Genomic DNA, 22421 nt, shown 5'->3' with positions numbered 1-22421 from the left:
CCGTGCCGTCATTTCTCATCGACAGCCGTCAGCCCGGCAATCATCACCTGCCTTCGAAACCGGTCGACAAACGCTGTTCCTAGAGAGGTTCTGGTTCAACTTCGGTGAAGCGGTGACAGATCTACATCTAGTAGATGCCTTCGAGGCGGCCCAGGTGCCGGCCACTCCTCCCAGGGCTGGCCCAGCCCATATCGCGATGACGACGGGGACAGAGAGCGAGAGGCCTCAGATGATCACGGCGGTGATCAGCACGCCTAGCCAACAGCATTGCAACATCGCAGCAGCAGTCACTTTGCGCCGTGTACTCCACTTACGCATTGCCAACAACGGTCGCATACGTTCCCTCCGGATCCGTCTGCGCTCCGGCACGCATCCTGGCACTCGTGCGACATCCACGACCAGACACTGGATCTTCGCGATGCTCGGCAAGGCTGTTACGCAAGGAGGACTCGCTTGCGAAGGAGCGCGAAGCCTGCTCGGCCGAACATCTGGCGCTTGAGCATCTTGATCCAGTCGACGTGCCCTTCTGGGCTGCGGCGTCGTGTCCGCTCCTTCCCTCCTGGCCGTTCCCGCCGTCCTCCGCGGCCGCGCTCGGCAACATCATCGAAACCGGCACCGACTCCTACCGTCTCGCCACCACCCGTGCGCGTGCCGAACAGCAGCCGGTCAGCTGAGCCGACCCTGAGGACTTGATCTCTGTCGCGAACGAGTTCTAGGGTCGGTCGACCCAACGTCTTCCTTCTGGAAGTGTTCATGCCTCGCCGGTCACCGGGCGAGATCAGGACGCAGCTCCCGCGACGCCGAACGCACCATCGGCGGGCACCCGTGATCCGTGGACTGTCCGCCTCGGCAAACAGGCAGATCGCCGTCTTCGAACGAAGTCACGGCCTCCCCGCAGGCGAGGTCGCATACGCGTTCCGCCGCTGGAATGCCGATTTCCGGCGGCCACGCGGGGACCTTGATCGGTTCTACGAGCGCGATGACACAGACCTCCGTAACGGCGACTATCACGTCCGCACCCTGCTGGAGATCACACTCCATGCCCTGAGGTCCAAGGCACGACGCGAGCTGAGCGCAGTCATCGAGCCCGCAGACGAACGCGTCCTCGAGCGCACGCTCAACAATCCCTTCGCGCCCCCAGACCACCCCTGGTGGATGCGTCGAATCGATATCTGAACCTTCAGCCGTTCCTAGTTCTGACCGACATCCTCAGGCACGTCAGGCCAAAACTGCTGCCAGCACTGGCCAACATTCGTTCTTCGTTTTCACCTATGCAGCCACACAAGGGCTTCCCCGCCCCGGCTCCGGTTCCGGGCCCGGGGCGGGGACGGCGACAGGGCGCCAACCCTGGCTGGTCTCAAGCTCATTGAGTATTGCGCTCAGCGCATTACAGTTGGGATCGCTGCCGAGACCGGGTCCGCTCGCATCATCAGTCAGCTCGGCCGCCTCGACCAGGTCCTCGCCCCCGCGGACGTGGTCGCGTTCGAGAGTGCGGTCACCCGGCTGCCCGAGGCGGTCGCGATAGTGGCGGCTACGGTCGGACAGAGGACCGGTGATGCGGATGCGGATCACCTCAGGGCTCGAACGAGTCCTTCGTGCTGGGCCTCGGAGGGCGTTTGACGCCGCTGCACGCCAAGAGCTCGGTCCCGGTGGCGTCGAAGTACAGATTAAAGAACCAGGACCGGTCTGCTGGGTCGATGGTCCCGGCACGTAGTTGCTCGCCGCGGTGCCGCGCGAGGATCTCAACGGTCTCGTCGAGGCCGATGGTCTCGGGCCAGCCGCGGGCCAACGACCGTCTCAACCTCGTTGCGGCGATGCCGGCGACCATCCACTGGGGCACCTCCCCGTCCCCAACCCTTACCTCGGCGCCGGCGGCGATGGCCTCGCGTGCTGGCTTGCACGCGCTCGTCTGGTCGGTGAGCATCGCGACGATGTCGGGCTGACTTGGGGGCTCGTCTTCGGTGGCCATGCGGTGACTGTAGAGACTGAACGTGGGCGTTGCTACAGGATTGCGGCGTGGCCTGCGCGGGGCGGGGAGATAGAGGATCGCGATGTTGTGCCGGGCATCATGGAACGATCTTGTGGTGGCTGGTGTGATCACGGCGTCGGAGTCGTCTTGGACAGCCCCGTTCAGCGGGCTGAGCCCGCGCTCCTTCAAGAAGCTGGTGACCGCGCTGCGCCGCGAAGGTGCGGATCCGGTCCGCAAGGGCCGGCCGTGGCCCCTTCCGCTGGAGGACCGGGTACTGCTCGTGTCGGCCTACTGGCGCAGGAATTTGACGATGCGTCAACTCACGCCGCTCTTCGGCATCGCGAAGTCCGCGGCCGACCGGATTATCGACCACCCCGGTCCCGCGCTTGCCCTGCGGCCCCGCAGGCGGTTCAGCAAGGACACCGTGCTCATCGTGGACGGCACCCTGGTCCCCACCCGCGACCACCTCATCGCTGAGCAGTCCAAGAACTACCAGTACTCCACGAACCACCAGGTCGTCATCGACGCCGATACCCGGTTGGTCGTGGTGATCGGCCGGCCCCTTCCGGGTAACCGCAACGACTGCAAGGCGTGGAAGGAGTCCGGCGGGAGGCCATCGTCGGCACGACGATGACGATCGCCGACGGTGGCTGTCCAGGCACAGGGCTTGTCACGCCTCACCGCCGCCGCAAAGGCGAAGAACTGCCCGACTGGAAACGGCCCACAACACGTCCCACAAGCAGGTCCGCGCCCGTGTCGAGCACGTCTTCGCCCGAATGAAGACCTGGAAGATCCTCCGCGACTGCCGCCTCAAGGGCGATGGCGTCCACTACGCCATGCGCGGCATCGCCCGCCTGCACAACCTCAACCTCGCCGGATAGGCGAGCGGTCGTGGTTGATCACCGACCTCGTCCACACGAGTCAGAGATCATTTTCGGGACAAGCCTGAGTGATGAGTTTTCGCGCCCGCACCCGTCACACCTACGACGGGACACGACGAGGCGGAAGGATGACGTGATGAGTGCGGACACGCGGCTGGAGGAGCTGGGCGTGAGCGGGCTGGGCGAGGTCGACGAGCCGGCGTTCTCGGGGCTGGCGGAGCGGCACCGGCGGGAGCTGCACGTGCACTGCTACCGGATGCTCGGGTCGTTCGAGGACGCCGAGGACACCGTGCAGGAGACGTTCCTCCGTGCCTGGCGGCGGCGGGAGACCTTCGAGGGGCGGTCGACGTTCCGGGCCTGGCTGTACGGGATCGCCACCAACGCCTGCCTTGACCTGCTCGCCAAGCGCCGCCCGGAGCCCGCGACCGGCGGCGAGGTGCAGTGGCTGCAGCCCTACCCGGACCGGCTCCTCGACGAGCTGCCCGCGGGCGACGCGGACGAGCCGGAGACCGTCGCCGTCGCGCGGGAGACCATCGAGCTGGCGTACCTGGTCGCAGTCCAGCACCTCGCGCCGCGCCCGCGGGCCGTGCTGATCCTGCGGGACGTGCTCGGCTGGCCGGCGAAGGACGTCTCGGAGCTCCTCGGGGACTCCGTCAACTCCGTGAACAGCGCGCTGCAGCGGGCCCGCGCCGGCATGCGGGAGCACCTGCCCGCCGAGCGGCAGGACTGGACCGGCGGCGAACAGGACGCCGGGACGCGCGAGCTGGTTCGCCGCTTTACCGACGCCAGCGTGGCCACGGACGTCCCGGCGCTCGCCTCGATGCTGCGGGACGACGTCCGGTGCTCGATGCCGCCCACGCCGGGCCTGTACGTTGGCCGCGACGCGGTGGTGAACGACTGGATCGAGAGCGGCTTCGAGGGCATGAAGGGCCTGCGCGGCGTCCTCACCTCCGTGAATCGGCAGCCCGCCGTCGCCTTCTACCTCTGGCGGAAGCGGGAGGGCGCGTACCTGCCGCTGACGATCGACGTCGTGCGCGTCACCGGCGGGGCGATCACCGAGATCGTCATCTTCCACGACGACCAGTTTCCGCGGCTCGGGCTGCCGGAGCGCCTGCCGGCGGACGGCACGGAGTAGTCCCGGTGTCGACGCTCGCGCTGCGCGGTGGCGCGCGTGTCGCGATGGTCGCGGCGGAGTGGTGCGACGCGTTCGGCGTCGTCACCCGCGGGTGGGTGCAGCTGGAGCTCCACGTCGGCGAGCCCGGGGCCGGTCCTCGGACGCGACGCCGGGTTCTGGCTCCGCGGCACCGGCGTCCGCGCCCTGCGGAACCCCGGCCGTCGCACGGCGAGGGTGCGCATCGTCACCCCCAGGGCCAGGACCGTCACATGCCAGTCAACACCCCGTACGCCAGTTACCGAATGATGGAGGAGCGACATGAACAGCATGAATGACACCGGGGTCGTCGGCCCGGCATCGGGCCGGACCAGCCATACCCACCGACTCCGCGGGCTCGTCGGCACCGGCTTCATTGCCACGCTCGCAGCGATGGTGGCCACCACCCTCGCCGCGGCGCTTGCCCAGGCCGTTGGCGTCGACTTCGAGGTCTCCGATGGTGGCGAGACGGTCCCGTTGTCCGGGTTCGCCGTGGTGACCGGCTTCTTCTCGGTCGTGGGCATCGTCATTGCCGTCGCTCTTCTTCGTTGGAGCGCTCGCCCCGCCAAGCGATTCGTGTGGACGGCAGTGTCGCTGACCGCGATCTCGTTGGTCCCGCCCCTCCTCTCCGGGGCAAACACCGCCACCACCACCGCCCTCCTCGGGCTACACCTCGTCCCTGCGACGGTGATGATCCCCACCCTGGCGCTGAGCCTGCGCACCCGGACCGATTGACGATGGCGCAACGGAACAATGCGCGGCGCAAGGGCGTGCGCGAGCGCACTAACGTGGCCCCCGGTGCTGCCACCCTCCATTCCAGGTTCCTGGCGGGTACGCACCGCCCGCCACTCCGGACCGGCCCCAGCCCTAGGCTGGACGCCCCCGCCGCAGGGCGCCCCCGAGCTGAAGCCGGCGGTGGCCGCCCTGTACTGGTAGCTGCGCAAGTCCCTGGAGGACGGCAAGAACGAGCCGGACGCCGCCGACTTTTACTACGGCGAATGCGAGATGCGCCGCCACGACACCACTCGCCCCTTCGGTGAGCGGGTGCTTCTCATCGCCTACTGGGCGCTGTCGGGCTACGGACTTCGCGCTACGCGCGCCCTGGCCTGGCTGGTGGCCGCCGTGGCAGCCACGATCACGGTAATGATGCTGTGGGGCCTGCCCGCCAACGACCCGAAACCGCAAACCACCGGCCAGCAGGTCAGGACCGGGCAGAACCTCAAGCTCATCACCGACACACCCGACCCGCGCAACCCAACCGGTCCGTTGAGTGAACGCGTCACCACCAAGCGTTTCGAGAAATTTGTACGTGTGGTGATCAACTCGGTGGTCTTCCGCTCCTCCGGCCAGGACCTGACCACCGCCGGCACCCACACCGAGATGACCTCCCGCCTCACCGAACCCGTTCTCCTCGGGCTCGCGGTCCTGGCCGTCCGCAGCCGCGTCAAACGCTGACCGTCCCAACACCGCACGGTGAACCGCACGCCAAGGCGCACCGGGCACTGAAGTGACCGGTGTGCTCGCACCGCCCGATTCGTCGCACGGAAGATATCAGCGTCCAGCTCACAACCCCGCTCGCTGAAACCTTCCGTCCGGCCCGACAGCATCTGTCGTACTGCCCCGTCTCAGAGGTCCGCCGGGCCCTGGAGCGCATCCGAGACATCAGCGCATGGTCCTGGCCAGGCAATAAGCAGCGACTTCACGTACGACTCGAAGGGACCTGGCTGTCACTCAGGGGAGCCGCGTCACAGAAGTTGAGCCAAAGCCGCTTGCCGCGTATGAAGCCACCGCCCCGTGGCTCACTCCAGCACCAACAGCACCGCCAGAGCGACGAGGAGGGAGTCGATCCGGTCGAGGATGCCGCCGGAGCCGGGCAGCCACCGGCCGGCGTCCTTGGCGCGGGCGCCCCGCTTGACCATCGACTCCAGCAGGTCCCCGAGCGGGCCGCCGACCGCCACGGCCACCGCCGTCTGCCACGTCAAGGAGGACAGCACGGCCAGCGTGAGGAGACCGGCCGCGGCCCCGGCCAGCGTGCCGCTCCACCGCTTGGCGGGCGACAGCGGGGAGAGCCGGGGGCCGCCGAGACGGCGACCCGCCGCGTACGCGACGATGTCGGCGATCGACACGGCCACGAACAGGACGAGGCCGAGGGCGCCGGACGATACGAGGCCGGCCAGGGCGCCCAGCCACACGAGCCCCAGCAGGCCCGCCCCCAGGCGGCGGAGCCCGTGCTCCACGTCGCCCGAGAGCAACGGCACCCCGGCAATCGCAAGCGCCCCGGCCGCCGCCACCCGGAGCACCTCCCCGGGGGCCAGCCAGGCGCTGAGGACGAGTCCGACGAGCGCCGCGGCCAGCACCGCCCGGTCCACCGGACCCAGCCGGAGCAGCCCGCCGAACTCCGCCACCGCGACCACACCGACCACGGCCGCGAGCACCGCGATCCCCGGTGGACCGAGCCAGAACGCGGCGGTCACCAGGGGCACTCCGAGCGCCCACACGCACCAGCGGACCATCAGTTCACGGCGCCGGGTCGCCGCCACCGCGACGCCTCCGACCGCCAGTGCCCCGCCGAGGTACGGCACGAGACCCGCGACCGTCACCGGGAGACCCGTCCCGGCGCGCCCGACACCACTGCGGCCGGCGTGCGCAGCGCGTCCAGGGCGCTCTGGCACGCCGTCACGATCCGCGCGTTCTCCGCCGTGTCGCGGACGGCGATCCGGACGGTCCGCCCCTCGTACGCCGGGGACATCGGCGACAGGTCACGCAGGAAGACGTCGTGCCGCCAGCACTCGCGCACCAGCCTCGCCGCGCTCGGTCCGTCCGGCGGCAGGGTCACCGTGAGGAAGTTCGCCACCCCCTCGTCGACCGAGGAGAACCCGTCCAACTCCTCGAGGCCGTACGCCAGTCCCCGGCGCAGCACATGGGTGCGGGCCCAGCGCTCCGAGTAGTAGGCGGGGTCGCGCAGCGCCGTCACGGCAGCCAGCTGGGCCGGCAGGCTCACGGGCCACGGCGGCGTCCAGCGCCGCAGCTCCCCGGCCGTCTCCGGGCAGGCCACCAGGTACGCGGCCCGCATCCCCGACAGCGCGTACATCTTCGACAGCGAGGTGCAGACCACGACCCGGGCGTCGACCGAGGCGAGCCCGGCAAGCGAGTCCGCCGGATCGGCATACCCCAGGTACGCCTCGTCGATCCACCACCGGGTCCGCACGGGCGAGGCCTCGATCACCGCGCGCAGCGCGTCGGCCGGGGCGTGGCGGCCGGTCGGGTTGTTCGGGTTGACCACGACCACGAGGTCGTACCGTCCGTCGCCGGTCGCGGTGGCGAGCCGGGCCGGGTCGAGCAGCCAGCCGTCCTCCCGGCGCAGCTGGAGCCGGTCGACCCGGCAGCCGATCACCCGCTCGGTGACGTGGGCGTACTCGCCGTAGCCCGGATCGAGCAGGAGCACCCGGCTCCCCGGCGTCAGCCACCGGCCGAACGCGCGGAAGATCAGATCGGACGAGCCCGCCCCGACGACCAGCGACTCCACCGGCAGCCTGCGGACCCCGGCGATCTCCGCGAGCAGTCCCTCCGCGCCCGTCGGCGGCGAGGTCCGGGCCGCCCACCCCGGATCCTCCGAGAGGACCGCGCGGACCCCTGGGGACGGCGGGAACCAGGCGTCCAGCACATCCGCCGCGACCACCTCGTGACGGCGAGTCAGGGTCCGGAAGCCGGTGCCGATCGCCGAGAAGAACGCCCCGCCGTGCTCACAGCCGTCCGCACGCGGCGCGAAGGGCACGTCGAGCCGCCAGTCGAGGCCCGTCCGCAGCCGTTCCAGGATCCGGCCGTGGCGCTCCGCGACCGTCCTCGTCAGCTCGGCCACGGAACCGCTGAGGACCTCGAACGAGACCGCGCCCGAGCGGACCGTGCGCCCCACAGGCCGCAGCCCGGCGGCGAGGTACATGTCGAGCAGCTCCGTGCGTCCCATCGCCACCACCCGGCGGCCGCCCCGCGCCGCGACCCAGCGCAGCGCCGCGTACATGAGCAGTGGCGCCGCCGCGGTGGACCGCCAGTGCTCCTCGACGGTCAGGACGCGGATCTCGAACGGCGCCTCCTCGGTCAGGACCGGCAGCTCCTCGCGCGTCAGGTACTTGTCGAGGGAGTAGCGGCCGACCCATGGCGGGGTGAGACTGACGAAGCCGATCCGCGTCTCGCCGCGCGCGGCCACGAGATAGACGTTGTCGCCGTCGAGTCCGTCACTCAGCCTTCCCGACGGATCCACCGGATGCTGGCCGAGCTCCTCCGCGTACACGCGGTGGCGCAGTTCGTGGATCCAGTCGTGATCCCGAGGCGTGGCAGTGCGCAGCTGCAGGGTGTGGTCCATGTGTATCTCCCCCTGAGACGGTCCGGCGTTCGCGCCCCAGCATGGGGGAGTCCGGCAGACGGCACCTGAGTACGCGTACTCAGCCGGACAGCGGAGGAGTTGGAAGCGGTCCAGGTCAGGGCCGAGTCCATGGGCAGGTGCCGAACCACCGGCGCTGGCCGTGCCCCGGCACAGATGTTCGGCCGCGCTGGCTTCCAACTCCTCCGGAAGCGAGCCCTGTTGTCGTGACGGGCAGTGATGGCGTCACAGAAGTTGTGCCAGAGCCCCCATCGACCGTCAGATGCTGCCCAAAGTGCCGGACAAACGCTGCTGCTGAAAGTGAACGAAGCCAGATCCGTCGATCGACTGGTTGGGCCCATCACCGACCGCTACGCCATCATCTTGTGGAGCAGCCCCACGCCCCCGGAAGCCGCGACAAGTGCAGCTGTCGGACCGCTGGCCATGAAGCCCTACCTCACGTTGTCATCCGACTGTGGGTCCTGGGGCGCGTATCGGGTTGTGATCAATGAGCATCTCAGTTTGCGGGGCGGGTGCCCGTCTGGGGTGTGGGGCCCGGCGATCTGTGGCTGTGCCGTGCGGACGCGGGTGACCCGAAGCGTTGCCGTGGGCGGGCACGCGGTGGGGTGCGAGGGCCCCGGCCGTGTGCCCGCCGGGATGGTGTGTCAGAGCACGGCGAGCCGGTCCACCAGCAGTTCCACCCTCTGCTCGGCGTCCTTCGGCAGCAGCCGTCCCGCCCGGGTCAGGGTCGCGAGTCCGTGCAGGGACGCCCAGAACACCTCGGTGAACAGCCCCGGGTCGACGCCGTCCCCGGCGACCTCGCCCAGGCTCTCCATCAGCGCGGCGAAGGCGTCCTTCAGCGGCTCCGGGGTGTCCTCCTGCGCGTACGCCAGGCCGCCGTCGAGCTGGAACAGGGCGTCGTAGACCGCCGGGTTGCGCTCGGCGAAGTCGAGGTAGGCACGGGCGAGGGCGGCGACCCGCTCGCGCGGGCTGTTCGCGGCGGACGCCGCGGCCCGCACCGCCACGGCCATCTCGGCGGCGCCCTCGAGGGCGACGGCGCCGATGATCTCGCGCTTGCCCCGGAAGTGGCTGTAGAGGACGGGCTGGCTGTATTCGATGCGCTCGGCGAGCCGGCGCGTGGTGACCGCGTCCCAGCCCTGCTGCTCGGCGAGTTCACGGGCCGTCGCCACGATGAGGCGCTCGCGGACCGCCCGTTCGCGTGCCTTGCGTTCCTGTACTGACATAACTCGAATCCTAGCACCGCTAGACAAGCAAGCGGCAGTAGTACTAGCGTTGCTCACATCAGCTAGCAACGCTAGATCCCGGGAGGGGCACATGCTCAGCGCACTCGAGGTCATCACCACCGTGATCGTCGGCCTGATGGTGGGAGTGGAGTTCTCCGTCGCCTTCGTCATGAACCCGATCTTCAACGCCCTCCCGGAGGACAGCAACCAGCAGGCCCACTCCCACGGGGGCCGGATGCTCGGCGCCGTGATGCCGTTCTGGTACATCGGCTCACTGGTCCTCGCCGCGGTCTGGGCTGTCGCGGGATGGCACCACCACGGCACCGGCCTCGTCATCACCGCCGCCGCACTGCTGATCGTCAGCGTGATCATGTCGATCCTGCTGCTCGTCCCGATCAACAACCGGGGCAAGACGTGGACCCCCGACAACCGGCCCGCCGACTGGAAGGAGCAGATGAACCGCTGGGACCGCTACCACTACGTCCGCGTCGCCATCATCATCGCCGCCTTCACCCTGCTCGTCGCCGCCCTCACCTGATACCAAAGCCGCCCCGACATGCACTGGTTCGCTCCTGTATGTCGACAGCTTTCGCCCCGTCGGGGTGAGCCCGACAGGGCTTCGGATTTCTGACCCCGCGGGCCGACGCCGCACCGGTGGCGCACAACCCCCACCCCCGGGCGGCAGGTGCCACCGAGATCCCGACATTCGGGAATGCAGCTGCCGCTCAGACCCCACCACTGCGATCCCGACAAGCTACGCCCCTCGATCAGCCGCGTCCGCGCGGCCTGATCAGGCCCCACACGACTCAACAAGCTCCACGAAGCTCACCAAGCCGACGAAGACTCGCAAGGAGAAGAACAATGTTGCTGAAGAAGATCAACACCGTCCTGGCCGCCGCCTTCATCCTCTTCATCCTCTGGTTCGGGACGGACTTCATCCTGAGCCCGGAGACGACGGCGCCGGGCTTCGGCCTGCCGAGCTGGCCGTCCGGCGACGGCGACGGCTTCCTGATCATCAAGGGAATCCGTGACGTCGTCCTGGCCCTGGTCCTGGGCATCCTGCTGGTGACGGGCCACCGCCGGGCGCTGGGCTGGGCGCTGCTGGTGGAGGCCCTCGCCGCCTACGGCGACATGACCACCGTGCTGGCCCACCACGGCTCCGTGGCCACCGCGCTCGGCATCCACGGCCTGACCGCGACACTGATGATGGTCAACGGCCTGCTGATAATGCACGAGACCCGCAAGATCGCGACTGCTCCAACAACGCCCGCCCCGCAGCCCGCCTAACGCCACCTTGGCGCGTGTCGGTATTCGCCTGATGCTCCTATTGATCGTCAAGCCTCTCCTCGCGACGATCTACACCAAGATCATCCCACGGCCCGAGTCGAACGTGACAACGCCAGGGCGTCACCCCGCCGGCGTGCCAGGCGGGGACCCCGGCTTCTTCGCGTCGGCCCCGCGGCGCAGAGCGCTGTCCTGTGACGTGACCGTCGAAAGCGGCGCAGCGATCTGTTCCAGCGACTTCTGTTCTGCGACCACCGCGAAGAAGGCGGCCACCAGGCCGGCGATCACCATCAGGGCCGCCCCCACACAGAATGCGAGAGCGGCGTCCCCGACAACTCCGCTCTGCGTCAGGCCCGCGAAGAGCAGGGGGCCGGAGATACCGCCGGCCGCCGTGCCGATCGCGTAGAAGAAGGCGATCGCCATGGCCCGTGTCTCCATCGGGAAGATTTCACTGACCGTGAGGTAGGCCGAACTCGCACCCGCCGACGCGAAGAAGAGGACGACGCACCAGCACAGCGTCATCGTGATGGCGTCGAGCCGTCCGGCATCGAACAGCCAGGCAGTAAGGAACAGCAGCACTCCGGAGAGGATGTAGGTCCCCGCGATCATCGGCCGGCGGCCCCAGGTGTCGAAGAGACGGCCCAGGAACAGTGGGCCCAGGAAGTTGCAGAACGCGATGGCGGCGAAGAAGTAGCCGGTTGTTCCGGTGGAGACGTCGAAGAACGTGACCAGGATCGAGCCGAAGCCGAATGTGATCGCGTTGTAGAGGAACGCCTGTCCGACGAAGAGCGCGAAGCCAAGCGTCGCGCGCCGGGGATAGTCACGGAAGACGGTCTTCCCGATCTCAATGAAGCCGACGCTGCGTCGCTGTTCGACAGTGATCTCGTTCTCCGCCTCGGGGAGCGGGCGGCCCGTCTCCTCCTCGATCGCCTTTTCCGCTTCATCGACGACCTTCTCCGCTTCCTCGGACTGTCCGTGGATGAACATCCACCGCGGGCTTTCCGGCACATGACGGCGTACGAGAAGGACGGCCAGTCCCAGAACGACGCCGAGGGCGAACGTCAGCCGCCAGCCGACATCCTTGGGGAAGATGTCGGTATCGAGTGCGAGGACCGACAGGAGAGCACCACCCATCGCACCCAGCCAGTAACTGCCATTGATGATCAGGTCGACGCGGCCCCGGAACCTGCTGGGGATCAGCTCGTCGATGGCGGAGTTGATGGCCGCGTACTCGCCGCCGATACCGAACCCGGTCAGGAAGCGGAAGAGGAAGAACCACCAGACGGAGAAGGAGACGGCGGTGAGCGCCGTCGCCGTGAGGTAGACGGTGAGAGTGATCAGGAAGAGCTTCTTACGGCCGTAACGGTCCGTGAGCCAGCCGAAGAAGAGAGCGCCGGAGCAGGCGCCCGCCACATAGAGCGCTGCCGCGACGCCCGTGACCTGGGCGCTAGTGATCGGCAGGCCGCTGCCGGCTTCCGAGAGCCGGCCGGCGATGTTCCCGACGACGGTAACTTCCAGGCCGTCGAGGATCCAGACGGTGCCCAGGCCGATCACGATCATCCGGTGCCATCGCGACCACGGCAGGCGGTCCAGTCTCGCGGGAACCTTCGTCGTGACCGTTCCGGTGACTACTTCTCCGCCTCGGCTCATGGGACTCTGCCTCCTGAGAGGGTGGGGACTGCGGCTGGTTGAGGCTCAGAACGGGGTCGACGCTGAGGAACTGGCCGATGCCCGGGTCGTACTCGCGGGCGCCGACATGGGTCAGGCCCGTGGACTCGTCGGCCGTCCGGCGGTCTGCCTGATCGGAGCAGACCGCCGGCTTGTGACCTGGGCTGTCGCGTACCTTCCGAGTCAGCAGCCCGCAGGTCTCCCACCTGTGCGGTTGGGTGGTTTGGGGACGAGCGCGGTGTCGGGTCGGAAGTGCGGGCACGCGTCGACGCCGCCGGCGAGGGCCTGGACGCGGGCTGCCGGAGCGGAACTCACGTGGACAGCCTCCGGGTGTGTGACCCGCTCGATCGCGCCGTGCGGTCGATGCGCTTTCCCGGCCGGCCGGCCGGGCGGGCGGATCAGCGCAGTCCGGCGAAGAGATCGTTCTCGGGTATGGCCGCGCCGGTGGCGTCCTGGACACGTACGAAGGTCTCCATGCCCATCAACTCGCCGAACCTCTCCTTGCCCATCTTGAGGAAGAAGATGTTCTCACCCTGACTGGCGTGCGCGGCCAACGCGTCGAACTTCTGACCGCTGAACCCTGTCGTGTCCACCCACGTGGTGATCTCATCGTCGGGGAGGCCGATCTCGGCCATCGCGGCGGCCTCTGCAGGATCCGGCTCCGGCATGTCCTCATGAAACTTGCGCATGATCTCGCCGAACCGCTGCATCATCGAGCGGGGCATCGTGGTCCAGTACACCTTCGGTGTCAGCGCGGTCATCTCCAGCGCCGCCATCGTGATGCGGTGGGCCTGGATGTGGTCGGGGTGGCCGTAGAAGCCGTTCTCGTCGTAGGTGACGACCACATCAGGTCGGTAGTGCCGCATGAGTTCCGCGAGTCGGGCCGCGCCTTCCTGCACGGGGGTCTGCCAGAAGGATCCGGGGGCGTCGTTGCTCTGCCAGCCCGCCATCCCGGAGTCGGCATAGTCCAGCGTCTCCAGATCGCTGACCTTCAGGACGTCACAGCTCGCTTCGAGTTCTTGACGGCGCATCAAGGCGACCGCCGCCGGATCGTGCCCGGGATCGCCCGGCTTGACACCTCCCGGTCCGTCACCGCAACCGCCGTCGGTACACGTCACGAGAACCGTGCGGATGCCTTCCGCCGCGTACCGCGCGAGGACCCCTCCGGTTCCGGTGGCCTCGTCGTCGGGGTGGGCGTGTACTGCCATGAGCGTCAAGGGCCGGTCAGTCATGAAACAGTTCCTCCTGCAGAAATACGTCTTGGTCCGAGTGCGCGGCGGGCGTGCCGCGATCCGGGGGCCCGGATCCTGGTGGGGCGGACGACCCTATGGTCTCCCTATTCCCCGCCCGTGCGGCTCCGGCCCCTCGGTCGATGCAACCGTGCCGGCCGGACCGGCTGTTCCCGGCGCGTCCGCTCGGCCTTCCAGACATCGGCGTTCAACGCGAACGAGGTACAGGCGCGACCTGCATGTCTCAGCGCCACGTCGGATCCGACTTCACCGGTCAGGCGGGGGCGAGGTGGCCGCCGTTGCGTGCGGCTTCCGGGGTGAGTCCGGTCCAGCGGCGGAAGGCGCGGTAGAAGGAGTTGGTGTCGTCGTAGGCGAGGAGGTAGGCGACCTGGGAGGTGGGGAGGGACCGGTCCGCGAGGTAGCGGCGGGCGAGTTTCTCTCGGGTGTCGCTGAGGACGGCCTGGTAGCTGGTGTCCTCTGCTCGCAGTTGTCGCTGGAGCGTGCGGGGGCTGAGCATGAGCTGCGCGGCGATGGCGTTGATGGAGCTCTCGCCGGCGGGCAGGCGCTCGTGGAGCGCGGCCCGCACTCGGTCGGCCGTGGTGGCGGACGCTTCGAGATCGGACAGGCGGCGGCGCAGTTCCGGTGCGAAGAAGTCCCACATGGACTCGTCCTCGGTGAGGAACGGCAGCGAGGCGTCCTCGGCGGAGAAGGTGACGGCGTCGGTCTTGCCTTCGCGGATCTGCGTGCCGAAGTAGGAGGTCGTCTCAGCTGAGGGTTGCGGGGCGCGGCGCATGGCGACGCGGGTCGGGTGCACCTCGCGCCGCGTGCCGATGCGTGCCAGTGCTACCCAGAACGCGAGCTCGGCGGAGACAAGCAGTGGGGGCGGGGGCTGCCCCTCGGGCCAGTTGACTGCGATCGTCAGGCCGGTGTGGTCGAAGGTGACGCGGAGGTTCAATGGGCCGATGAGCGGCTTGAACGCGGCGATGCGCTCGGCCGCGGTGCGCAGGTTCGCGCTGCACAGCGCCGCGAAGATCGGCGGATTGAATGCCTCGACGGACAGAGCCCGCCCGATCCTCGCCGCCAGGTCGGGATCCGCGGCCTCGGCGTCGAGCGCGTCCCAGAACCGGTAGTACTCCTCGACCGTCATCGAGACCTGGCCGTGCGCGAAGACGCCGGCCGGGAGCTGCGCCCGCCGCAGCACGCTGGCGACGGAGATTCCGAGGTCGTGCAGGAGCGCACGGGCCCCCGGGTCCAGGGTGAACCGGTCTGATGCCATGAATCGAGGGTAGTTGCCCGCATGCGGCGGCGGGGATGCCGTGTGCGCCATTCGACACGCAGAAGGCGCCATTCGGCGTTGGCGCGAATGGCAAGAGGGAAGGCGTCTTTCGCTAGTTCTTTGTCGTGATTCTCCGCCTAGCGTGGAGGCCACGAGCCACCGCAGCGGTGGACACGACGAAGGATCGGAGACGACCATGACCAGGACCGTCCTCATCACCGGCAGCTCGAGCGGCATCGGCCGGGCGACCGCGAAGCTCTTCCACGAGCAGGGCTGGAACGTGATCGCCACGATGCGCAGCCCCGAGCGGGAGACCGAGCTCACTGCGCTGGACAACGTACTCGTCACCCGGCTCGACGTGCAGGACTCCGCCTCTATCACTTCGGCCGTCGACGCCGGCCTGGAGCGCTTCGGGCGGATCGACGTGCTGCTCAACAATGCGGGGTACGGCGCCTACGGTCTGCTGGAGGCGATCCCGATGGACAAGGCCCGCCGGCAGTTCGACGTGAACGTCATGGGCCTGCTGGAGACGACCAAGGCCGTCCTGCCGCACTTGCGCGCGAACGGCAGCGGCACCGTCATCAACATCTCCTCCATCGGCGGCAAGGTCACCTTCCCGCTCGGCACCCTGTACCACGGCACCAAATTCGCCGTCGAAGGACTGAGTGAGGCCCTGCACTACGAACTTGCCGCGATCGGCGTCGACGTCAAGATCGTCGAGCCAGGCATCGTCAACACCGACTTCGCCGGCCGCTCCTTCGACTTCACCAACGACGAGTCCCTCGCCGAGTACCAGAAGTTCGTCCATGCGTTCCTCACAGCGCAGGAGCAGCTGACCGTCGCCGGCGACGAACCCGACGTCGTCGCCGAGACCGTCTACCGGGCCGCAACCGACGGCACCGACCAGCTGCGCTACCCGGCCGGCCCGTACGCCACCGAGCTGATCGCCACCCGTGCCGCCGCCGCCGACGCCACTTTCATCGGCGGCATCAAGACCCAGTTCGGTATCTGATCAGCAGGCACCGACGAGCCCCGCACCCTGTCTGACGATGAGGACTCCCATGACCACCACCAAGACCGCCCTCGTGACCGGCGCCTCCTCCGGCATCGGCGAAGCGACCGCCCTCAAGCTGATCGGCCTCGGCTACACCGTCTACGGAGCGGCCCGCCGCACCGACCGCCTGCACAAGCTCGCCGAACACGGCCTGCGTCCGCTGGCGATGGACGTCACCGACGACGACTCCATGCGCAACGGAGTCGACCGCGTCATCTCCGAGACCGGGCGCATCGACGTCCTGGTCAACAACGCCGGATACGGCTCGTACGGTGCCCTGGAGGACGTCTCGCAGGACGAGGCCCGCCGCCAGTTCGACGTCAACGTCTTCGGCGCCGTCCGCCTGACACAGATCGCCCTGCCGCACATGCGTGCCCGCCGCAGCGGGACAGTCATCAACATCACCTCGATGGGCGGGAAGGTCTACACCCCGCTGGGCGGCTGGTACCACGGCACCAAGTTCGCCCTCGAAGCCCTCAGCGACTGCCTGCGGATCGAGGTCAAGCCCTTCGGTATCGACGTCGTCGTCATCGAACCCGGCGGCATCCGCACCGAGTGGAGCGGCATCGCTGCCGACCATTTGGAGAAGTCCTCCGCCTCGGGCGCCTACGCCGGCCAGGCCGAGGCCGTCGCCGCCTCCATGCGCTCCGAGGCCATGGTCAAGCGCATGTCCCCGCCCACCGTCATCGCCGACGCCATAGGCAAGGCCGTCACAGCACGCCGGCCCAAGACCCGCTACGCCACCGGATTCAGCGCCCGCCCGCTCATCGGCCTGCGGCGCTTCCTGCCCGACCGCGCCTTCGACACCCTGGTCTCCCGGTCCATGGGCCTTCCCCGCTGACCCCCCGAGACGGTCCGCCCTAAGCGGCCCCGCGCCGCGGGCGGCGGGCCGCGGACGGCCTGGACCGGGGCGACGCCTGCACCGCGCCCCACCATCACCCTTTTCACTGAAACCCTCCCCGGGCACACCCTCACCACCAGGAGAACTCGTGCGCGTCATCGTCTTCGGAGCGTCCGGAATGATCGGGCACGGCGCCCTGCGTGCCTGTCTGCGGGACGACGCGGTCACCGAAGTCCTCGCGGTCGTCCGAACGCCCCTGGACGTGGCCCATCCCAAGCTGAGGCAGATCGTCCACGCCGACTTCACCGACTACACGGCGATCCAGGACCAGCTCACCGGCCTGGACGCCTGCTTCTACTGCCTCGGTGTCTCCGCCGTGGGCCGCACCGAAGCCGAGTACACCCGCGTCACCTACGACTACGCACTGGCCGCCGCACGCGCCCTGATCGCCGCGAGCCCGAACCTGACCTTCGTGTACGTCTCCGGCGAGGGCACCGACCCCACCGGCAGGAGCCGACAGATGTGGGCCCGCGTCAAGGGCCGTACGGAGAACGACCTCCGGGCGCTGCCCATGACCGCGTACATGTTCCGTCCCGGCTTCATCCAGCCGGTCGACGGCGCTGTCTCCCGGACCTCGCTCTACCGCCGGCTCTACCGCGCCACCGCGGTCGTCCACCCGCTGCTCAAGCGCCTCTTCCCCCAGCACATCAGCACCACGGACGCCGTCGGCCGCGCCATGCTCGTCGCTTCCCGGCCGGGCAGCAACGCTCCCGCCGTCCTGCGCAACCCCGACATCAACGACCTCGCCACCGCAAGGAGATGAAGGAGATGACGATGTCACTCGGCCTGCCTCTCGTTGATCAAGGAGCCTTGGCGCAGCCATCGGACGAACGCGAAAGCCCAGGTCGCGAAGAGGACGAGCAGCACGAGTGCCAGGAGCCAGGGGGCGGGGCGGGACCAGGCGGCGAGGAGGGCGATGACGGCGGCCATGGCCAGTACGGCTTGCACCGACTGGAAGGCGGAGGGGCTGGTGCACAACTCCGAACTGGGCGAGAGGCACCCGGACCATCGACAGCTGGTCGTCCAAGTCGGAGACGCACTCTCAGTCAAGATCCTGGAAATCGACCCAGTCCAGCGACGCATCACGCTCTCGCACCGTCAAGCGATCTCCGCCAGCCAGGACGAACCTGGTATCTGACAGCGCACATGCCCCGGAGCCGGACGCTCACAGGCGCGTCGAAATCCCCGGATTCTCACGGTATTGGCCCACCGCGGGTGTACTCAGTCGAGTGGTTCAGGGCTCAGCCAGCATTCGGCTTCCCAGCACTGCCAGCTCTCGGGGAGTTGTCCCAGTGGTAGCAGCCCATGGGCCAAGGGCGGGCCTTCCCAGGTGCCGTTGGAGATCTCGGCGACGAACGTGCGGTACGGCTCGGGCAGTTCAAGGACATGTTCGGCTTCCCATGCCCGAACAGCAGGCCAACCAAGGGGAGGGCGGCGGAGGTCGTGAGGAATGGCTTCGCTGAGGGCGGACATCGCAATACGGAGTCGCTGCTTGGCGAGGTCTGTCATGAGGCTCCATTAGCGGGGAGGATTCGCTGCGAATCGAGTGCCGAGCTCGGCCCGTTGCCAGCCGACCTATCGAGAGCGCGTCTCGCTGTCCGTCGCTGCTCAGCGTGGTGTGTCGAGGAGGTAGAGGGCGGCGAGTCCCGGGAGTCGGCGTCGCATCTCATCGGGGTCGTCGAAGTCGAAGTCTTCGCCCATCTCTACGGAGTCTTGTCCGGAACGGTCACGTGAGGCTGCGTACTCGTCCCAGGCATCGTAGAAGTCCTCTTCACCGCCGGTGACGCGCTTGAACGCGCCGCTGGCCGCGTAGTTGACGTCCTCGTAGAACACGGCTTCATCGTCGTACGTCTCTGCGGCGGCGATCACCGCAGGATGCTCAGCGAGACTGTCCGGGCAGGCTGCAGCCCTCTCGTACCAGTCGCGACCCAGCGCGATCAGGCCGGCGCGGAAGTCCATGAAGCTGTCGTCCGAGCAGCCGCCACCTATGAGGTAGGCGGCTGCCCACACGTCCCATCGGTAGACAGCTCCATGCACCTTGTCGAAGCGTTCCTCGTAGCGGAGGAGGTCCCCTTTGGAACGGGTGGCCAGCTCATCAACCAGGGCATCGACGAAGGGCTTGTCTGCCGTGCTGGCCGAGCGAGCGGCCTCGATGATGGTCCAGAACTCAAAGGTGTCCATGGCTGGGAGCTCTGCCAGCTGGGTATGACACCGGCTCCTGCTGGGGCTGATGGCTACCACTGTGACCACGGCGACAACCGCGACGACCTTTCGTCCCACGCCCGATGAGGTTCTCAACGAGGCGAGACGAGACGAGACGAGAACCTGAGCGTTGTGTTCGTCGCCGATCGGGTCACGATGCAGTCTGCCCATCGCGCGCTGCTCGCCCTCGACATCACCGAGGACGAAGACCTCGACCCGATGGACTACCAGGAGCTCAGCGACTCCCAACCGCCTTGAGAGTTCCGGACCATCCCGGCCGGCGTCCACGACGTGCACGGCAATTTGGCGATCGCCAACATGGACTTCGCGGAGTTCGCCGAGGCAGCCTTCACCGATCCCGACCGCATCTACCGGTCCTTCTGAACCAGCTACTACCGGTTCTCGTCCCGGATCATCTGCCGCAGGCCGGTGCGGGCCGCGGCCAGGTCCCGTTCCAGTTCTTTGACGTAGTCGGCGAGTGGCCGGAGCTGCGCCAGGTCGTGTTCGAGTTTCCTGTTGGCCTCTGTGAGTTCGGTGATCCGCTCGGTCAGTTTCCTGTTGCTGATCTGGTCGAGCTGATGTTCGAGCTGCTGCCACATGGCTGGATGGTGTCCAGCACCCGTTGGCGTTTGAGGAGGCTGGTATTCCGCCTGGACAAGGGCGAGCTCAGTAATCGCCACTCGCGGCTCTTCCGTCCACTGCCAGGCGGCCTACGGTTCACCCACACATTAATTTATGTGAATCAGGTCACACCTGGAATGACTACTCCTTGTTCATGCTGCGGCGGAAACCGTTGGCCCGCTCCGCTGTGCAGTTCGGCTGAAATTAGCGAGCCTGTCATGGGTGGCGGCTTGTACTCGAGGCGGCCCGGCGCTCAGTCAACTAAGAGGTTGTCTCACGTGGCAAGTTTCGCGAGCTTCTTGTAGCAGGTCAGAGCGGCGGCCATGGCCAGGCCTCGGCTCTGCCAGCCGTTGCGGACCACGTACGGGATCTTGAGACCACGAGCAGCCCATGGCAGGCTCATGCCGCATGATCGATGAATTCGCGAAAGACAACCTGCACGGGAGACTGCGGCGGGACCGCAAGGCGCTGCTCTGGAAGCTCGACGGCTTGTCCGAATACGACGCCCGCCGACCTTTGACAGCGACCGGGACCAACCTCCTCGGCCTGGTCAAACACGTGGCCACCGTCGAGGCCAGGTACTTCGGCGAGGTCTTCGACCGCCCTTCCCCGGAACCGCTGTGCCGGTGGCAGGACTCCGACGGCAGCGATCTGTGGGCGACCGAGGACGAGACCCGCGATCAGATCATCGGGTTCTACCGGCGCACGTGGGAACACTCGGACGCGACGATCAACGAGCTTCCCCTCGACGCCCCCGGCCACGTGCCGTGGTGGCCGGAGCCTTATACCGACACGAACCTGTTCGGCATCATGGTCCATGTCCTGGGCGAGTCCATCCGGCATGCCGGGCACGCCGATATCCTGCGCGAGGGCCTCGACGGCCGGACCGGGTTGCGCGCCGAACACGAGAAGCAGATCGACGAGGAAGCCCGTGCAGCCTACTGCGCGAAGATCGAGCAGGCCGCCAGGACGGCCGCACCAATCAAGACTTAGAGGCTGTCTCACGCGACTTGATGTTCGTGCGGCATGATGCCGGTCGTGGGTGCTGATCTATCGCATCGCCGCTTCACGGTATGGACCGAGGCCGGCCTGTGGCGTCGGCTGCACCGGGCGGTGCTGGACGAACTCGGGGCCCGGGGCGAGGTGGACTGGACCTCGGCGATCGTCGACGCGGCCTCCGTTCGCGCCAAAGAGGGGGATCGCTGACCGGGCCGAACCCGGTCGATCGCGGAGTTGTTTTGGCGCTGCTCGTGTGTCTCCGTACGCCAAGGTGATAGATCTGGCTTCAGGGACGCCACGAAACGGGGCGCGGCTTACACTCCGCGACCGGGTTGTTGGTTAGGGTGACAAGTAGAGGCTGATCCCGATGCCCTTGGCCAGGACGATGGCCAGGCTGGTGAGTTCGTGGCTGCACAGGCTGACGACTCGCGCGGAGTCGTACAGGTCAGGAGCGGGTGTCCGCGGGGCGGTTATGGTCGCTGGAGGGTGGTCGGACACGACGGGGGGCTCGCGTTGGATCGCCTGGCAGGAGAGGACCTGGAAGTCGGCCCGGCCCAGTTCGTGCTTGACGGGTTCATGATCTTGCTCGGTCCAGCCGCGCAGCCGCCCGTACAGGCTGACGATCCGGGCGGTGGCGGCCGCGACGATGCCTTTTCCGACCTGCCCGCGGGAGCCGAGGTACTGATGGGACACACTGGCCGTGGCGTGCCCGGACTTCCGGGCACCGGAGTCGTCCGGAAACAATGCCCCGCCGTCGTGGGGCGCGGTCACCGGCTTCGCCAACGAGGTCAGCGTCTTGTTGCGGTCCCGCGGCGCCAGCAGGGCGGCGACGTAATCCCGCAACGCCCGACGCTGCGCACGGCGGACAAGAAGGTCACTACCGCAGGTCGACCGGACGCGGTGGGCGTGTGACCGGCCGGCCGGCGCCCGGAGTGCTGCCCCCGTCGCTGCGCGCGTGGCTCGGGCTGATCGCGGCCCTCGCCGCGCTGGTGGTCGTCGTGGTCGGGGTCTTGTACGCCGGCCACGACAAGCCCGGCAGGGTGGACGGGTGGTTCCAGCCCGTGGTGGACGGTGTGCGGCCGCCGTGGCGGAAGGTCGCTCTGGCCACGGACTTCTGGGGGGAGCCCGCCGGAGCGGAGATGCTGGTCGTAGCCGCCGTGACGGGCTGCCTGCTGCTTCGGCGTCCTCGCGCGGGGGTGCTCATCGTTGTCGGCGTCGGCCTGAGCGTGGGGACGGCGACGCTGCTCAAGCACCTGGTGGGACGCACCATCCACGGCGACGGCAACCTGGCCTATCCGAGCGGGCACACGGCCTTCTTCACCGCACTCGCCCTCGTGGTGGCGCTGCTCGCGACCGGCCGGCTCGGGCTCGGCAGGACGGCCGGGACGTCACTCGTGCTCGCCGCGGCGCTGGTGGCCGGCGCCGCGATGGGATGGGCGCAGGTCGCCCTGGGCGCGCACTACCCGACCGACGTCCTCGGCGGCTGGTGCACCGCGCTGGCGGTGGTACCGGCGACCGCGTGGCTGGTCGACCGGATCGCCGGCCGGATGGCCGACGTCGGTCGTCGGGAGCGCCGCTGACGTCGC

26 protein-coding genes and 3 pseudogenes are annotated in these 22421 nt (G+C 68.3%); 16 read left to right on the top strand and 13 right to left on the bottom strand.

Going from position 1 to position 22421, the window contains the following annotated elements; all coding sequences use genetic code 11:
- Positions 1-593 precede the first annotated feature (593 nt).
- A pseudogene (locus tag ACFU8W_RS24110) lies at positions 594-674 on the top strand (AAA family ATPase); the annotation flags it as partial.
- Positions 675-1573: 899 nt separating this feature from the next.
- Here the strand turns inward: ACFU8W_RS24110 and ACFU8W_RS24105 are convergent.
- Positions 1574-1969 carry a hypothetical protein gene (locus ACFU8W_RS24105; protein ID WP_384040703.1) on the bottom strand — a complete coding sequence of 132 codons (396 nt, stop codon included), beginning with the start codon at positions 1967-1969 and terminating at the stop codon, positions 1574-1576.
- A gap of 115 nt (positions 1970-2084) precedes the next feature.
- Between ACFU8W_RS24105 and ACFU8W_RS24100 the strand changes: the two genes are divergently transcribed.
- The 5 genes from ACFU8W_RS24100 to ACFU8W_RS24080 all read left to right on the top strand — a co-directional run bounded on the left by ACFU8W_RS24100 (position 2085) and on the right by ACFU8W_RS24080 (position 5455).
- Entirely contained in the window at positions 2085-2603 is a 519-nt protein-coding gene (locus tag ACFU8W_RS24100) for a transposase family protein (protein ID WP_384040700.1), read from the top strand.
- Positions 2604-2619: 16 nt separating this feature from the next.
- The gene (locus ACFU8W_RS24095) at positions 2620-2850 is read left to right on the top strand and encodes a transposase family protein (RefSeq protein ID WP_384040765.1); all 231 of its coding nucleotides are present in this window, start codon (positions 2620-2622) and stop codon (positions 2848-2850) included.
- A 136-nt stretch (positions 2851-2986) separates the two neighbouring features.
- A complete protein-coding gene (locus ACFU8W_RS24090) occupies positions 2987-3985 on the top strand; it encodes an RNA polymerase subunit sigma-70 (RefSeq protein WP_384040697.1) in 999 nt (332 codons plus the stop codon).
- Positions 3986-4282: 297 nt separating this feature from the next.
- On the top strand, positions 4283-4735 hold the full coding sequence (locus ACFU8W_RS24085; protein WP_384040694.1) for a DUF6069 family protein: 453 nt from the start codon (positions 4283-4285) through the stop codon (positions 4733-4735).
- Between the two features lie 270 nt (positions 4736-5005).
- On the top strand, positions 5006-5455 hold the full coding sequence (locus ACFU8W_RS24080; protein ID WP_384040691.1) for a hypothetical protein: 450 nt from the start codon (positions 5006-5008) through the stop codon (positions 5453-5455).
- A gap of 344 nt (positions 5456-5799) precedes the next feature.
- Here the strand turns inward: ACFU8W_RS24080 and ACFU8W_RS24075 are convergent, their stop codons facing one another.
- The 3 genes from ACFU8W_RS24075 to ACFU8W_RS24065 form a co-directional block, all read right to left on the bottom strand.
- The gene (locus tag ACFU8W_RS24075) at positions 5800-6540 is read right to left on the bottom strand and encodes a phosphatidate cytidylyltransferase (RefSeq protein ID WP_384040762.1); all 741 of its coding nucleotides are present in this window, start codon (positions 6538-6540) and stop codon (positions 5800-5802) included.
- A 56-nt stretch (positions 6541-6596) separates the two neighbouring features.
- Positions 6597-8360, bottom strand: coding sequence for an aminotransferase class I/II-fold pyridoxal phosphate-dependent enzyme (locus ACFU8W_RS24070; protein WP_384040689.1), 1764 nt, complete (start codon positions 8358-8360; stop codon positions 6597-6599).
- 662 nt (positions 8361-9022) lie between these two features.
- Positions 9023-9601 carry a TetR/AcrR family transcriptional regulator gene (locus ACFU8W_RS24065; protein WP_384040686.1) on the bottom strand — a complete coding sequence of 193 codons (579 nt, stop codon included), beginning with the start codon at positions 9599-9601 and terminating at the stop codon, positions 9023-9025.
- A gap of 91 nt (positions 9602-9692) precedes the next feature.
- Here ACFU8W_RS24065 and ACFU8W_RS24060 point away from each other — a divergent pair, with 91 nt between their 5' ends.
- Positions 9693-10139, top strand: coding sequence for an anthrone oxygenase family protein (locus tag ACFU8W_RS24060; RefSeq protein WP_384040683.1), 447 nt, complete (start codon positions 9693-9695; stop codon positions 10137-10139).
- Between the two features lie 323 nt (positions 10140-10462).
- Complete coding sequence (locus ACFU8W_RS24055; protein WP_384040680.1) at positions 10463-10888, top strand: DUF4267 domain-containing protein; 426 nt, start codon at positions 10463-10465, stop codon at positions 10886-10888.
- A 120-nt stretch (positions 10889-11008) separates the two neighbouring features.
- Here the strand turns inward: ACFU8W_RS24055 and ACFU8W_RS24050 are convergent, their stop codons facing one another.
- From ACFU8W_RS24050 to ACFU8W_RS24040, 3 genes are all read right to left on the bottom strand, one after another.
- Positions 11009-12535, bottom strand: coding sequence for an MFS transporter (locus ACFU8W_RS24050; protein ID WP_384040677.1), 1527 nt, complete (start codon positions 12533-12535; stop codon positions 11009-11011).
- Between the two features lie 416 nt (positions 12536-12951).
- Entirely contained in the window at positions 12952-13785 is an 834-nt protein-coding gene (locus ACFU8W_RS24045; protein WP_384040674.1) for a PIG-L family deacetylase, read from the bottom strand.
- Positions 13786-14056: 271 nt separating this feature from the next.
- Positions 14057-15058 (bottom strand): AraC family transcriptional regulator ligand-binding domain-containing protein, encoded by a 1002-nt coding sequence (locus ACFU8W_RS24040; RefSeq protein WP_384040671.1) that lies wholly within the window; start codon positions 15056-15058, stop codon positions 14057-14059.
- A gap of 196 nt (positions 15059-15254) precedes the next feature.
- On the opposite strand from ACFU8W_RS24040, the gene ACFU8W_RS24035 reads away from it, so the two are divergent.
- The 3 genes from ACFU8W_RS24035 (at position 15255) to ACFU8W_RS24025 (ending at position 17776) form a co-directional block, all read left to right on the top strand.
- Positions 15255-16070: an SDR family oxidoreductase gene (locus tag ACFU8W_RS24035; protein WP_384040668.1), complete on the top strand. Its 816-nt coding sequence runs from the start codon at positions 15255-15257 to the stop codon at positions 16068-16070.
- Positions 16071-16119: 49 nt separating this feature from the next.
- A complete protein-coding gene (locus ACFU8W_RS24030; RefSeq protein WP_384040665.1) occupies positions 16120-16953 on the top strand; it encodes an oxidoreductase in 834 nt (277 codons plus the stop codon).
- Between the two features lie 148 nt (positions 16954-17101).
- On the top strand, positions 17102-17776 hold the full coding sequence (locus ACFU8W_RS24025; RefSeq protein ID WP_384040662.1) for an NAD(P)H-binding protein: 675 nt from the start codon (positions 17102-17104) through the stop codon (positions 17774-17776).
- Between the two features lie 14 nt (positions 17777-17790).
- On the opposite strand, the gene ACFU8W_RS24020 is transcribed toward ACFU8W_RS24025, so the two are convergent.
- Positions 17791-17991 carry a hypothetical protein gene (locus ACFU8W_RS24020; RefSeq protein WP_384040774.1) on the bottom strand — a complete coding sequence of 67 codons (201 nt, stop codon included), beginning with the start codon at positions 17989-17991 and terminating at the stop codon, positions 17791-17793.
- Between ACFU8W_RS24020 and ACFU8W_RS24015 the strand changes: the two genes are divergently transcribed.
- Positions 17930-18151: a S1 RNA-binding domain-containing protein gene (locus tag ACFU8W_RS24015; protein WP_384040659.1), complete on the top strand. Its 222-nt coding sequence runs from the start codon at positions 17930-17932 to the stop codon at positions 18149-18151. The two genes, ACFU8W_RS24020 and ACFU8W_RS24015, sit on opposite strands and share 62 nt — an antisense overlap.
- Before the next feature lie 83 nt (positions 18152-18234).
- Here ACFU8W_RS24015 and ACFU8W_RS24010 read toward each other — a convergent pair whose 3' ends face one another.
- Together ACFU8W_RS24010 and ACFU8W_RS24005 are read right to left on the bottom strand one after the other, a co-directional pair.
- On the bottom strand, positions 18235-18522 hold the full coding sequence (locus ACFU8W_RS24010) for a hypothetical protein (protein ID WP_384040656.1): 288 nt from the start codon (positions 18520-18522) through the stop codon (positions 18235-18237).
- A gap of 99 nt (positions 18523-18621) precedes the next feature.
- A complete protein-coding gene (locus ACFU8W_RS24005; protein WP_384040759.1) occupies positions 18622-19194 on the bottom strand; it encodes a DUF4240 domain-containing protein in 573 nt (190 codons plus the stop codon).
- A gap of 177 nt (positions 19195-19371) precedes the next feature.
- Between ACFU8W_RS24005 and ACFU8W_RS24000 the strand changes: the two are divergent.
- Positions 19372-19599 (top strand): annotated as a pseudogene (locus ACFU8W_RS24000) (DUF6924 domain-containing protein).
- Positions 19600-19607: 8 nt separating this feature from the next.
- Here the strand turns inward: ACFU8W_RS24000 and ACFU8W_RS23995 are convergent.
- Together ACFU8W_RS23995 and ACFU8W_RS23990 are read right to left on the bottom strand one after the other, a co-directional pair.
- Entirely contained in the window at positions 19608-19814 is a 207-nt protein-coding gene (locus ACFU8W_RS23995; protein WP_384040653.1) for a hypothetical protein, read from the bottom strand.
- 296 nt (positions 19815-20110) lie between these two features.
- Entirely contained in the window at positions 20111-20239 is a 129-nt protein-coding gene (locus tag ACFU8W_RS23990; RefSeq protein WP_384040650.1) for a hypothetical protein, read from the bottom strand.
- 5 nt (positions 20240-20244) lie between these two features.
- Here ACFU8W_RS23990 and ACFU8W_RS23985 point away from each other — a divergent pair, with 5 nt between their 5' ends.
- Positions 20245-20829 carry a DinB family protein gene (locus tag ACFU8W_RS23985; protein ID WP_384040647.1) on the top strand — a complete coding sequence of 195 codons (585 nt, stop codon included), beginning with the start codon at positions 20245-20247 and terminating at the stop codon, positions 20827-20829.
- Between the two features lie 66 nt (positions 20830-20895).
- Positions 20896-21068: pseudogene (locus tag ACFU8W_RS23980) on the top strand (IS5/IS1182 family transposase); the annotation flags it as partial.
- Between the two features lie 106 nt (positions 21069-21174).
- On the opposite strand, the gene ACFU8W_RS23975 reads toward ACFU8W_RS23980, so the two are convergent.
- Positions 21175-21678, bottom strand: coding sequence for a hypothetical protein (locus tag ACFU8W_RS23975; RefSeq protein WP_384040644.1), 504 nt, complete (start codon positions 21676-21678; stop codon positions 21175-21177).
- A gap of 65 nt (positions 21679-21743) precedes the next feature.
- Between ACFU8W_RS23975 and ACFU8W_RS23970 the strand changes: the two genes are divergently transcribed.
- A complete protein-coding gene (locus tag ACFU8W_RS23970; RefSeq protein WP_384040641.1) occupies positions 21744-22415 on the top strand; it encodes a phosphatase PAP2 family protein in 672 nt (223 codons plus the stop codon).
- Positions 22416-22421 lie beyond the last annotated feature (6 nt).

The sequence above is a fragment of the Streptomyces sp. NPDC057565 genome, from assembly GCF_042801455.1.
GTDB lineage: Bacteria > Actinomycetota > Actinomycetes > Streptomycetales > Streptomycetaceae > Streptomyces > Streptomyces yanii.
Note: the sequence above shows the minus strand (reverse complement) of the source record. Positions and strands in the feature narration are given on the sequence as shown.

Coding starts and splice junctions, on each gene's coding strand:
- ACFU8W_RS24105 (WP_384040703.1), bottom strand. CDS start 1,969: ATGGCCACCGAAGACGAGCCCCCAAGTCAGCCCGACATCGTCGCGATG.
- ACFU8W_RS24090 (WP_384040697.1), top strand. CDS start 2,987: ATGAGTGCGGACACGCGGCTGGAGGAGCTGGGCGTGAGCGGGCTGGGC.
- ACFU8W_RS24085 (WP_384040694.1), top strand. CDS start 4,283: ATGAACAGCATGAATGACACCGGGGTCGTCGGCCCGGCATCGGGCCGG.
- ACFU8W_RS24080 (WP_384040691.1), top strand. CDS start 5,006: ATGCGCCGCCACGACACCACTCGCCCCTTCGGTGAGCGGGTGCTTCTC.
- ACFU8W_RS24070 (WP_384040689.1), bottom strand. CDS start 8,360: ATGGACCACACCCTGCAGCTGCGCACTGCCACGCCTCGGGATCACGAC.
- ACFU8W_RS24065 (WP_384040686.1), bottom strand. CDS start 9,601: ATGTCAGTACAGGAACGCAAGGCACGCGAACGGGCGGTCCGCGAGCGC.
- ACFU8W_RS24060 (WP_384040683.1), top strand. CDS start 9,693: ATGCTCAGCGCACTCGAGGTCATCACCACCGTGATCGTCGGCCTGATG.
- ACFU8W_RS24055 (WP_384040680.1), top strand. CDS start 10,463: ATGTTGCTGAAGAAGATCAACACCGTCCTGGCCGCCGCCTTCATCCTC.
- ACFU8W_RS24050 (WP_384040677.1), bottom strand. CDS start 12,535: ATGAGCCGAGGCGGAGAAGTAGTCACCGGAACGGTCACGACGAAGGTT.
- ACFU8W_RS24045 (WP_384040674.1), bottom strand. CDS start 13,785: ATGACTGACCGGCCCTTGACGCTCATGGCAGTACACGCCCACCCCGAC.
- ACFU8W_RS24040 (WP_384040671.1), bottom strand. CDS start 15,058: ATGGCATCAGACCGGTTCACCCTGGACCCGGGGGCCCGTGCGCTCCTG.
- ACFU8W_RS24035 (WP_384040668.1), top strand. CDS start 15,255: ATGACCAGGACCGTCCTCATCACCGGCAGCTCGAGCGGCATCGGCCGG.
- ACFU8W_RS24030 (WP_384040665.1), top strand. CDS start 16,120: ATGACCACCACCAAGACCGCCCTCGTGACCGGCGCCTCCTCCGGCATC.
- ACFU8W_RS24015 (WP_384040659.1), top strand. CDS start 17,930: ATGACGGCGGCCATGGCCAGTACGGCTTGCACCGACTGGAAGGCGGAG.
- ACFU8W_RS24010 (WP_384040656.1), bottom strand. CDS start 18,522: ATGACAGACCTCGCCAAGCAGCGACTCCGTATTGCGATGTCCGCCCTC.
- ACFU8W_RS24005 (WP_384040759.1), bottom strand. CDS start 19,194: ATGGACACCTTTGAGTTCTGGACCATCATCGAGGCCGCTCGCTCGGCC.
- ACFU8W_RS23995 (WP_384040653.1), bottom strand. CDS start 19,814: ATGTGGCAGCAGCTCGAACATCAGCTCGACCAGATCAGCAACAGGAAA.
- ACFU8W_RS23990 (WP_384040650.1), bottom strand. CDS start 20,239: ATGAGCCTGCCATGGGCTGCTCGTGGTCTCAAGATCCCGTACGTGGTC.
- ACFU8W_RS23985 (WP_384040647.1), top strand. CDS start 20,245: ATGATCGATGAATTCGCGAAAGACAACCTGCACGGGAGACTGCGGCGG.